General features: G+C 63.8%; 10 protein-coding genes. 9 read left to right on the forward strand and 1 reads right to left on the reverse strand.

Annotated elements, in window-relative coordinates; translation table 11 throughout:
- Positions 1–15 precede the first annotated feature (15 nt).
- From LVJ94_34365 to LVJ94_34390, 6 genes are all read left to right on the forward strand, one after another.
- Positions 16–1,365 (forward strand): hypothetical protein, encoded by a 1,350-nt coding sequence (locus tag LVJ94_34365; GenBank protein ID WXB01989.1) that lies wholly within the window; start codon positions 16–18, stop codon positions 1,363–1,365.
- A gap of 65 nt (positions 1,366–1,430) precedes the next feature.
- Entirely contained in the window at positions 1,431–2,654 is a 1,224-nt protein-coding gene (locus LVJ94_34370; protein WXB10773.1) for a hypothetical protein, read from the forward strand.
- Positions 2,651–3,673: a CoA transferase gene (locus LVJ94_34375; GenBank protein ID WXB01990.1), complete on the forward strand. Its 1,023-nt coding sequence runs from the start codon at positions 2,651–2,653 to the stop codon at positions 3,671–3,673. Before LVJ94_34370 ends, LVJ94_34375 begins: the two co-directional genes overlap by 4 nt.
- Positions 3,673–5,139 carry an SDR family oxidoreductase gene (locus LVJ94_34380; protein WXB01991.1) on the forward strand — a complete coding sequence of 489 codons (1,467 nt, stop codon included), beginning with the start codon at positions 3,673–3,675 and terminating at the stop codon, positions 5,137–5,139. Before LVJ94_34375 ends, LVJ94_34380 begins: the two co-directional genes overlap by 1 nt.
- A complete protein-coding gene (locus LVJ94_34385) occupies positions 5,136–5,915 on the forward strand; it encodes an SDR family oxidoreductase (protein WXB01992.1) in 780 nt (259 codons plus the stop codon). Before LVJ94_34380 ends, LVJ94_34385 begins: the two co-directional genes overlap by 4 nt.
- The gene (locus tag LVJ94_34390; GenBank protein WXB01993.1) at positions 5,912–7,066 is read left to right on the forward strand and encodes an acyl-CoA dehydrogenase family protein; all 1,155 of its coding nucleotides are present in this window, start codon (positions 5,912–5,914) and stop codon (positions 7,064–7,066) included. Before LVJ94_34385 ends, LVJ94_34390 begins: the two co-directional genes overlap by 4 nt.
- 18 nt (positions 7,067–7,084) lie before the next feature.
- Here the strand turns inward: LVJ94_34390 and LVJ94_34395 are convergent, their stop codons facing one another.
- Entirely contained in the window at positions 7,085–7,585 is a 501-nt protein-coding gene (locus LVJ94_34395; protein ID WXB01994.1) for a PKD domain-containing protein, read from the reverse strand.
- Between the two features lie 2 nt (positions 7,586–7,587).
- Here LVJ94_34395 and LVJ94_34400 point away from each other — a divergent pair, with 2 nt between their 5' ends.
- The 3 genes from LVJ94_34400 (at position 7,588) to LVJ94_34410 (ending at position 11,220) form a co-directional block, all read left to right on the forward strand.
- A complete protein-coding gene (locus tag LVJ94_34400; GenBank protein ID WXB01995.1) occupies positions 7,588–8,517 on the forward strand; it encodes a hypothetical protein in 930 nt (309 codons plus the stop codon).
- A gap of 134 nt (positions 8,518–8,651) precedes the next feature.
- Entirely contained in the window at positions 8,652–10,028 is a 1,377-nt protein-coding gene (locus tag LVJ94_34405) for a DEAD/DEAH box helicase family protein (GenBank protein ID WXB01996.1), read from the forward strand.
- A complete protein-coding gene (locus LVJ94_34410) occupies positions 9,967–11,220 on the forward strand; it encodes a DUF790 family protein (GenBank protein WXB01997.1) in 1,254 nt (417 codons plus the stop codon). The genes LVJ94_34405 and LVJ94_34410 overlap by 62 nt, the downstream gene beginning before the upstream one ends.
- The last annotated feature ends 271 nt before the right edge of the window (positions 11,221–11,491 follow it).

The following is an 11,491-nucleotide window of genomic DNA, read 5'->3' on the forward strand; positions in this document are numbered from 1 at the left end:
CGAAGGGATGAAATCATGCAACCACCCGACTCCGTGAAAGGACGGCGTGCCGTCGTCACCGGGATGGGATTCTGCCTCCCAGGTCCGGATCGCAGGCTGTGCCGAACCAAAGAGCAATTCTGGGATATCATTTCCAATGCTCGGATCTGCTTGGGGCTCGATGGTCGTTATTACGGTCAAATCTTTCAATCCGTGGCCGATTTTCAGCAATGGTTTCCCGAAATATCTTCGCGGCACGCCGCGAATTACAGCCGCGTCCATTTCTACGGGCTCACCGCGATGCAGGAGGCGGCCAACGATGCGGGATTCGATTGGCGCGCGGGCGATTTAAGCCACGCCGCCGTGCTGACGGCAAAGGTCTCCATCGAGAGCTCGGTCAACAGCTATCTGGAGGGGGTCGAGGCCGATCCCGCGACCATCACGCCCGAGGACGCGCGTCGATTGTTCGTGCGGCTTGGCATCTCTTCGCCTCCGACCGACGTGGCCAACGTGCAGGCGGCACTGCTTCGAACGGACGGCCCAACGTTCAATGTTGCCTGCGGTTGCGCCTCGTCGAACGTTCTCCTTGGCATCGCACGAAATCTCATCGTGAGCGGTGAGGTCGACGTGGCCGTCGTCACGGGGGCCGATTGGTTCGATCTCGCACGCGCCGACCACTTTTACGAGCTCGCGGCCGTGGCCGAACGCGTGCCGGAGCGCCCGCGCGAAGGGGCAACACCACCGCGCACGGCGTTTCGCTTCGATTCCCAGATGCGCCCCTACGATGAACGAGCCAACTGCTACAACATGGGGGAAGGCGCGGTAACCTTGGTGCTCGAGAGCGAGGAGCACGCGCTCCGACGAGGCGCCGCGATCTACGGTGAAATTCTGGCCCAGGCGACTGCACGCAGCGCCCTGCCGAGTGCCATGGCACTCGATATGTACGGCAGCGGCATCGTCTCCGCGGCGCAACGATGTGTCGCGCGTCGCGTGCCCTGGGATCGAATCGGCTACGTGAATGGCGGTGCGGAGGGCGACAAGCTTTTCAATATCGTGGAGAGCCATGCCATGCGCACCCTCTTCGGGGAGCATGCTCAGCATCCCCTGGTAAGCAGCCAAGAAGCTTGCTTCGGCCACTCGGGCTCACCGCTCGGGAACATCGGGGCCGCCGCGACGCTCCTCATGATGCAACGCCAACGTATCTGCCCAACGGCCGGCTGCGAGCAACCGGATCCGATCCTACCATTCGATCCCGTAGCGGGAACCACCTGCCGGCCCCATGATTTCGACTACGCGTTGAGCCTCAATTACCAAGTTGGCGGCGTGGCCACCGCGTTGCTGCTCGGACGCTACGACGCACCATCTTCCCCTCCGAGGCATCCGTGACATTGGCCACAAGACCCCCGCTCCGACTGCGCGGAATGGGATTCGCCCTCCCGGGACCGGAAGGTATGTGCGAAAGCCGTGCTGAGTTCTGGCACATCGTGCGCAATGGTCTCTGTTGCCTCTCGTCGTTCCATTCGGACGCGGTGCCGCTCCGAGTCGCCGGCCAGGTGAGAGGCTTCGACCCCGTTCGATCCCTGGGCATCACGAAGCAACAGAATGAGCGCTATTCGCGGGCCGCACTGCTCGGCGCGCACGCCGTGCTGCGCGCGATCGAGGACGCGGGGCTGACGTCCGCCGAGCTGTCCAATCCACGCACCGTGCTGGTGTTCGCGTCGCTGCAGTTCACCTTCGCCCATGTGCATCGCTATTTCGACGCCTACGCGCGGGGTGGCCATCAGGAGCTGGGGATCGATTATTGGGTCGGGGGCACGCCGGCGAGCATCACCAGCATCATCTGCAATGTACTCGACCTCTCCTGCCCCACCCTTCTCATAGCAGGCAGTTGCAACGTGGGCGCCCGTGCATTGCAAGTTGCCCATGACATGTTCCGCGTCGGCGATATCGATCGGGCCATCATCGTGGGCGCCGACGATTGCCTGGATCCCGTTTTCTTGTCCGGTACCTGCTACACGAGCAAGCAAGGATATCGGCCATCGACCTTGTCCGACGACCCTCGCGCGGTGAGACCGCACGACGCTCTGCAAGACGGAAATGCCCCCGGTGAAGGCGCCGCCGCCGTCGTTCTCGAGTCGGACGACCTGGGCGAGATGCCCCAGGCTGGGGTCCCCCGCGTGCGCCTGTACGCGCGATCCTCGCGCAGCAATGGGCGCAGTCCCATGGCCTCCGGGCCTCCGGAAAACGTGAGCCAAGACATCGTAGGTCTATTGGACCAAGCGAACATCGATTTGGGCCAGGTGGGCTTTATGAACAGTCTCTGCGAAGGCACGCGGTACATCGAGGACTTCTTCATCGACGCGATGGCCGGAGCCCGCTCGCGTTTGGGCGATGATACCCGTCTAAAAATTACCAACCAAGAGGCGGCCTTCGGGCATATTGCGGGGCCGAGTGCGCTGATCAAGTTCGTGAGCAATGTACTCATGATGGAGCACGCCGTGGTGACGCCGGTCGTCAATTGCCAAGAACCGTACCGAAAGCTCGAGGACGAGCCGATCGTGGGCGCCGCCATACCACTCGAAACACGGTATTCGATCGTCGTATCGGCAGGAGCCGGAGGGGACGCCACCGGCGTGCTCATCGAACGCATACCGCCCATGGGGTGCGCATCATGACCGAACGCCCCTTGAATGGCCGGACCGTGATCGAGTTCGGGCAGTTGATACCCGGTCCCTACGCGGGACGCGTCCTCGAGGATCTCGGGGCGCGCGTGGTCAAAATCGAACCACCCCAGGGGGACGCCATGCGGCAGTTCAACCCGCGCCTATTTGCCTATTTGAACGCCGGCAAAGAATGCATTTCCTTGGACATGAAGCAGGCGCGCGACCGCGACGACTTTCGAGCCCGCGTGCAGGGCGCAGATGCGTTCATCGACGGCTTTCGCGCAGGCGTGTGCGAGCGGCTCGGGGCGGGCTACGACGAGCTTCGACTCCTGAATCCAAAGCTCGTGTACGTTTCGATATCGGCGTTTGGTCGCGAGCGCAATCGGCCGGCACACGACATCAACTGCGAAGCATTGAGCGGCGTGCTGCACGGCTACCTGCATCAAGTGCAGCCCATGCTTCCGATCGCGCCGCTCGCGAATATTTTCGCCGGAATCATGGCCGCAATCCATGTCATTTCCCACTTTGCCGAGCAATCTGATCGCGGCAAATACCTCGATTTGAGCATGCAGCACGCCTGCGCCTACGGGCACGCGCCGCTGCTTCTCGAAGGCCTTCAGCTCCAGGCCGGGGAAGCGATTACCCCATTGGGGACCATGCACGCGGCCGTCGTGCATCGCTGCGCCGATGGCGAATGGCTCGCCATCGCGACCCAGGAGCCTTGGATCTGGGATCGGCTCATGGCCGTCCTCGGCCTTTCCGATCTCGAGCGCATTGGCTACCAGACATCCGGCCCTGGCTTGGCCAAGGGCCGAGCAAAGCTCGCCGAGTGCTTTGCGCAAGCTCCGCGGGAACATTGGCTCCGTCTGCTCACGGACGCCGATTTGCCGGTCACTCCGGTGCTCTCTCCGGAGGAGGCGCTCACGGACATGCGGACATATGGTGCCGGCGTCGTGCCCTCCACGCCCAATTTCGATTTCGATGGGGCATTCCCTCTTCCGAACGCGGTGAACGCGCGGGGACAATCGTGATGAATTTCCCAAGAGCGCCCGTACTCTCCTCCGTCGCAGGACGCACGGCGGTCATCGACGATGCCGAGTCGACGCTCGGCCGTTCCGTACGGGCGAGCCTCCAGGCTTCGGGCATGGCCGTGGCGGCCGGAGAGGCCGTCCCAGATCTCTATTGTGCTCTCAGCCCATTCCACGGCCCTTTCGGGCCGCGCACGCGTTCGTCGAAGCCGTCCCGCGCGCGCATTCGCGCGATGGCCACGGCCATGGCACGCCGCGGTCGCGGCCGAATGGTTCTCGTCACCACCGAACAAAGCCGCCAGGTTTTCTCGTCAGCGGGCGCTCGGCAGGCCGCCCTCCAAGCCGGCGAACTTCATTGGTGGCGTCATCTCGCCGCCGAGTTTGCCCCCCGCGGGGTCCTGATCAACATGATTGCCTTGGGGTATGCGCCCTTCGCGGGCCACAGCTTACCCCCCGAGGCGGAGCGCGATTATTATCGCTACCTCGCCATTCGGCGTCCGGCGCATTCGGATGATTTGGCCGCGAGCCTTCTCTTCTTGGCGTCCGACGACTGCACCGCCATGGTGGGGCAGGTCTTGTCGTTGAGCGGAGGGCTCGGCCTCTGCCCGATCCCCGCTCCCAGCAAGGCCACCCCCACGCAAGAAAGCCCACCTCCCGAGCGTGGCGTGCAAGCTCCGGTGGGTTCGAACCCGTTCCTCCTGCAGGGCCGGACCGCCATCGTCTTCGGCGCCAGCTCGGGAATTGGCAGGGCGACGGCCTTGGAGCTCGCCGCACGCGGGGCAGCCGTCGCGATTGTCGCGCGTTCGACTGATGCTCTCGATTCGGTGGTGTCCGAGATCACGTCGGCCGGGGGCACGGCATTGGCGATTGCTGGCGACGTTCTCGAACCCGGGGCGATCGAAAGCGCCGTGCAGCGCGTATGGCGAGAGCTCGGTGGTCTCGATAGTCTCATTTATGCGGCGGGGTACATGCCGCTTCAATCCGGCGATACCGGGAAGGAAGGATGGCAGCGCACGTTCGGCGTCAATTTGGATGGCTTCGTCCGAGCTTCGGAAGCAGCCATCGCCTCGTGGGTCGAGCGCCGGCGCCCAGGGACCATCGTTTCCGTGAGCTCGATCGGCGCCCACGAGGCGGTCATCGTGCCAAATTTCGAAAGCTACGGTGCGAGCAAGGCCGCCATGACGCAATACACGCGCTGCCTCGCCCGCACGTGGGCTCGGCACGGGATCCGGGCCAATTGCATTCAGCCGGGCATCGTTCGGACCCCCATGGCCGAGTGGATCCACCCACGCTTTCAAGCGGGTTGGATCGCCCGAATGCCCATCGAACGCTTGTGCGAGCCGGAAGAGATCGCGCGCCCCATCGCCTACCTGGCGAGCCCCGCGTCGGACTATGTGACGGGCGAAGTCGTCAAGGTCGACGGCGGCTTCGTCCTCGGGCGAATTCCGCCTCTCGGAGACGCACCATGAACCGCGGAGAAGACCGCGTCGCACTCGTCACGGGGGCATCCGTTGGCATTGGCGAAGCGATTGCAAAGTCGCTGGCCGAGACCGGCGTGGCCGTTGGGCTCATCGCACGCCGCAAACAAGAGCTCGAGCGCGTGCAGTACGACATCCAGCGTTCCGGCGGGCGCGCATTCGCAGCATACGCAGATCTGACCGACGACAATGCGCTCCAGCGTGCCCTCGCGGAGGTGGAGGGCGCGTTGGGCGCACCGGATATCCTCGTCAACAATGCCGGGGTCGTACGTCGCGGTCCGATCCACGAAATGAGCATCAAGCATTGGGACTTGAATCTGCGCCTCAACCTGCGCACCCCCTACCTTCTGTCGCGCTCCGTGCTTCCAAAGATGCGTGAGCGACGGCGCGGATGGATCGTCAACGTCAGCTCCGAGGCGGCCTTGGAGCCCGTCGCGGAGACGGGCGCCTATTCCGTCAGCAAATGCGGACTCAATCGGCTGACGGAATTGATCGCGGAGGAGAATCGGGCGTTTGGCGTCCACGCCATCGCCGTCTGCCCCGGCTGGGTTTCGACCGAGCTCTCGTTTTCGCCGAACGCGATTGGCCTCTCGCCTGCGAGCATTCTGCGCCCGGAAGACATTGCCGCGATGGTCGCATGGGTCGTAGCGCTCCCGCCACACGTGCAGGTAGGACCGATCATCGCCATCCGCCCGACGGCCCCCGAGGCAAGTCTGCGCTCGAGCCTTGCAGACTTCGCGCGCATCACAAGGAATCGAGACGCATGACGGCCATTGGATTCGCCCTCACCGACGAGCAACTCCGCTTGCGAGAGAAAGCCCGTGACTTCGCACGGCGTGAAATCGACCCCGTCGCCAAGGATCACGATGCCAAGGCGTCGTTTCCTTGGACCGTGCTCGAACGCGCACGCGCCGCGGGGCTGCGGAACATCTGCGTTCCGCGGAGCTACGGTGGGCTCGGCCACGGCGTCCTCGAAGGCTGCTTCGTCGTGGAAGAGATCGCGCACGGCTGCGGAGGAGTCGCCAACGCATTCACCATCAACGAGGTCGTCTCGCTCCCCATCATCTCCGACGGGACGAAGGAGCAATGCCGCAAATGGCTAGGCGCCCTCGTCGAAGGCCAACTCGGCAGCCTCGCCGTCACCGAACCGGGCGCGGGTTCGGACCTCGGTGCGATGGCCTCGACGGCCACGCGCCGGGGAGATGAATACGTCCTACATGGCACGAAAACATTGATATCGAATGTCGCCGAGAGCGCCTTTTTCCTGCTCTTCGCGAAAACGCCGGGGTCGGACAGCCGTTCGGGCATGAGCGCCTTCATCGTTCCGCGCGAAAGCCCGGGCCTGCGTGTGGCACGGGTGTTCGACAAGATGGGACAGCGCGCCAGCGACACGGGCGAAATCGAACTCCACGAAGTCGTCATCCCGGCATCGCACCGAATTGGGGCGGAAGGACAGGGCCTTGCCATCATGACCAAGGCCTTTGGAGGCGCACGCCCATGGACCGCCGCGGCAACCCTGGGCGTCGGCCGACGCGCCATGGAGGAATCCGTTCGCTATGCAAAGGAGCGACAGGCCTCCGGGCAGCCGATATGGAAACATCAGGCCATTGGCCACAAACTCGCCGAAATGGCCATGAACCTCGAAGCGGGGCGCCTGCTCATGTGGAAAGCCGCATGGGGCGTCGATATCGGACAAGCCGCCCCCGAGCTACTCGCCTGCGCCAAGACATTCGCGGCCGATAGCGTCATGACCATTTGTACGGACGCCGTGCAGATCTTCGGCGGCTATGGCTACATGCGCGACTTCCCCGTCGAAAAGCTCATGCGCGATGCAAAAGCATTTCAAATCTACGACGGAACCTCGGAAATCCAGCGCAACGTCATCGCCCGTCACCTCGTGCGAAGGACGGGCGGCTGACGACGTCCCCTTGCCGGCTTACTCGCTTTGGACGGTGACGGCCTTCGACGTCGTCCCCTGCTGGCCGTCCGATGTCGTGGCGGTCACGGAGACCAGGTACGGGGTGGGCGACGCGACTGCCCACTGATGTTCGGTGGTAACGCCAACCCCGGTTTGGCCATCGCCGAAATTCCATCTTGCACTTATCGGCGGCATGCCGGCGACATTGCTGACCGTCAACTGGACCCTCTCGTTGGCCCTCGGGCTGGGGGAGTTCATCACGATCTCGAACCTTGGCGATGGCCCATGGTCCAGATGGGGTGCGACGGTGGTTACGCCGGGGCTGCTGTTCGAGGCCTCATCGGACGAACACGCGAGCAGCGCCAACGGCAGCAGCACGGCGAGGAGGGGGGAAGAGCGGACATGATCGGTCATATCGACTTCTTCGGCCACCACCTGGCCTATGTTGAGCGAAATGAGCCTCAATCCGAGCGAGAGCACCGCTGACGGCGGCGCTCGGTGGTAGTAGAACGCTGACAAGCATGAGCGAGTACCAATGCCACGAATTCATCGCGCTCGATCGGCCGCTAACCGCGCAACAGATGAAGGACCTGCGCGCGATCTCGACGCGCGCAGAGATCACGAGCACACGCTTCAAGAACGAGTACCACTGGGGTGATCTGAAGGCGAAACCCGAGAAGCTCGTCGAACGATACTTCGACGCATACATGTACTTTGCAAACTGGGGCACCCATCGCCTCATGCTCCGCATCCCGGCCAAGGGCCTCGAGCCAAACGGCCTACGCGCGTACTTTACCGGTAACGCGGCACGGGCACGCCGCGCCGGCGCGCACTTGATTCTCGATCTGCACAGCGAAGACGAAGAACCGGACTACTACTACGAGGAGGACTCGGTTTCACTCGCCGCGATCGCCCCCATACGGGCCGAGCTGTTACGCGGCGATACCCGTCCCGCCTATCTTGCGTGGCTTCTCGCCGTCCAGATGGGCGACGTCGACGACGACGCCATGGAGCCACCGGTGCGCGATGGACTCTCCAACCTCACCGCCGCGCAATCGGCGCTCGTCGAGTTCCTGCGGGTCGACGCGGATCTGCTCGCGGCCGCCGCGACGGCTACCGCCGAAGGCGACGACGAGACTGCGTTCCGGGCCTGGGTCATGGGACTCGATCCTCGCGCGAAGGACGAGTGGCTTGCGCGTGCGGTCGATGATCCGGAGCTCGCACTCGGCGCCGCGCTGCATCGCGAATTCCGAAAGCAGAAGCCCAAACGCCGACCTGGACGGCGAGTCGGGGACCTTTGCGCCAAGGCGAAGGAGATACGCTCGAACCGCGAGCAGGCCGAAGCGCTCGCCAAGCAAAAGAAGAAGGACGCTGCCGCGAAGGCGCGAACGAAGCAGCTCGACACACGCGCAAAAGGCAAGAATCGGCGTGGAACGGGCTCGAAGCGCTGATCGACGAGAGAATCCGTGGGCGGCGAAGCTGTCCGGGACACCGGTCATGTCGTCCGGGACAGGGCATCGACGCCGACTTTCGCAGAAATAGCGAGGTGCGGGCTCGGCATGCGCCTCGCTTTGGACCGCCGGCCATGGACATCCTTCGCATCGACTTCGACCGCGGCACGGTGCGCCTCCGCGGTGCTCCCGCAGCGGGGATGCCTGGCGTCGTTTGGGACGAACGCGTCCAGGGCTTTCGGTGTGCGGCCTATCGGTACTGGGACATCGTGGCATTGGCCGCCGAGTCGCAGCTCGTCCTCGACGACCGAGTGGGACCGCAGTCCGATCTTCCGGTGTCGCCATGGCGCACGCCCGAACTCCGCCCCTATCAACAAGACGCCCTTCGAGCGTTTCACGCTTTCGGGTCGCGCGGCGTGGTGTCGCTGCCTACGGGCAGTGGCAAAACGCTCGTGGCCATCGCTGCGTTGGCTTGCGCTGGCGTATCCTCCCTCGTGCTCTGCCCCACGCGCGCCCTCGTCGAGCAATGGGTGCAGCAGTTGCGGAGTTTCTATGACGGGCCCGTGGGGGTCGTAAGCGATGGCATTTTTCGCGTCACCCCCGTCTCCGTCATGACCTTCGAAAGCGCCTACCGACGCCTCGACATGCTCGGAGATCGCTTTCGAGCCCTCGTCGTCGACGAAGTCCATCACTTTGCAGGAGGAATACGCGCCGAGGCGCTCGAAATGTGCATCGCACCGATCCGCCTTGGGTTGACGGCAACAGGTCCCGAATTGGGCAGTCCCGGAGACGCATGCCTTCGCGCTCTCGTCGGTCCGACGGTCTGCGAAGTCAGCATTCGTGCGCTGCTCGGGACGCATCTCGCCGATCTCGAGCTGATTCGTCTTCACGTGCATCTCGACGCGGAGGAGGCCAGCGAGTACGCGAGACTCTACCGCCCCTTCGCGGAAATGCGCCGCTGCCTCGCAAGGGCAGACCCCGATCTGGATTGGAGCGGGCTCGTTCGAGCGATGGCCCGTTCCGAGGAAGGTCGAAAGGTGTTCGCCGACTATCGCCGCGCCGTTGCCTTGGCTACATTTCCTCGCGCCAAGAAGGACCTTTGCGCGATCCTACTCACGCGCCACCGAGACGACAAAAAGCTGGTCTTCACGGCGAGCGTGGACGATGCCTACGCCATTTCGTTCGAACACTTGGTTCCGCTCCTCACCGCAGAGACCCAGCGCAAGGAGCGCGACGAAATTCTCGAACGCTTTCGCAATGGCCGATATCGAACCCTCGTTTCCGCACGGGTACTCAACGAAGGAATCGACGTTCCGGACGCGCGCGTCGGAATCGTCCTGGGCGGAAGGTTAGGTCGCCGCGAGCATATTCAACGGATTGGCCGAGTCTTGCGCCCCGCGCCGGGCAAGCGCGCCTTGATTTACGAGCTCGTTACCGCCGGAACCATCGATGATCGGCGCGCTCGCGCGCGAAGGAGGCACGATGCTGCCGGCGCGGCTGCTGGTCTATAGCTTCCGTGGTGGCGAGCTCGTTCCGCAATACCTCACGGCGCGCGATGAGCCCTGGGTCCGCGAGGTGATGACCGATCTCGATGCCCTGGTCGGGACAAAGGCACTCGACGTAGACAACGCACTCTCGGCGCGCCTTTCCGAAATCGCGCGCACGGCGCGGGTGCCACGGCGAACGCTCCACGGCCTCCGGCACGTCTGTTCGCGCGCTTGGACCTTGAAGTCGGTCGCGGCCCTACCTCCGTCGCGGCTACGAAGCGTCGTATTCGACATAGCGGCCACGTCGCGAACGCGCGACGAAGCGCTCCTCGCGGCGACGGCGGCGCTTGGATTGTCCCGCGAACGAATCCTTGACTCGCTGTTCGCAGATCGCCCCACCGAACGACGTCTCCAACCTCCGACTCCGATGCCTTCGCCCGCGGAGCTCGTTCAACGTTACAATTTGGCTCTACTTCAAGGTCTGCTGCTGCGCGCCACCGAGGTCGTCATCCATGCGCGCTCCCACGTGAGAAGCGTAGTTCGTTTTGCACGCCTGAAGAAACTGCTCTGTACCTACGCGAACGACGCAGCAGGATTGCGATTGACCCTCTCCGGCCCCCTCTCCGTATTGCGGCATACGACCAAATATGGCCACGCGTTGGCGACGTTCGTCCCCGCCGCAATCGCAACCCCCGGATGGTCACTCGAAGCCAAGTGCAGCATCGAAGGAGGTCGCGAGGCGCGTCTGCTCGCGAACAGCGGCGATCCGATCGCCTCCACGCACGCTCTTCCGCGAGATGTCGACAGCCTCGTGGAGCGGCACCTTCTTCGCGACGTCCGCCGCATCTCTTCCTGGACGATTGCGCGAGAGACAACGGCACTCGAAATCGGCGGACACGTCGCATTTCCCGACTTCACGCTCACCCGAGGAAACCGCCAGATTCTCGTCGAAATCGTCGGATATTACACCCCCGAATACCTCGAATCGAAACTGCGAACCCTCCGCGAAGCGGGACTCGAAAACATCATCGTGTGCGTCGACGAGACCCTCGCCTGCAGCGACGAGCAAATCGTCGCCGGCGCAGTTCTGCGATACCGCCACCGCATCGACGCCCTCGTCCTCCTCGAAACCGCGGACAGGCTGGCCTCGATTCTCGAGCGCGAGCACGAGGCGCCCGCCGATGAGCATCAGGAGGCGGCCCACATGAGCATCTAAATTCTTGCTGGGCATCGCGGCGTTAGGGCGAGCTCGTAAAAGTCACATGCTCGCAACGCATCGCGCCGCCACCGGCTCGCTCGTATCCCTCCAACATGCGGGCCGTGCTAACTGAGCGGGCCATGCCTTGCACGGCAACAGCCAGCTTGTACGCGGGATCGCCCGATTGCGCGCACTCCCAACCGACGACAGCATCGCGTTCACGCTCTCTCAAGAGAAGCTTCGCACCATGAAGATCGCCATGGAGGAGGCTGCTCGGTGTCGCGGGTGG

The sequence above is a fragment of the Sorangiineae bacterium MSr11367 genome (assembly GCA_037157805.1).
Lineage (GTDB): Bacteria > Myxococcota_A > Polyangia > Polyangiales > Polyangiaceae > Pendulispora > Pendulispora rubella.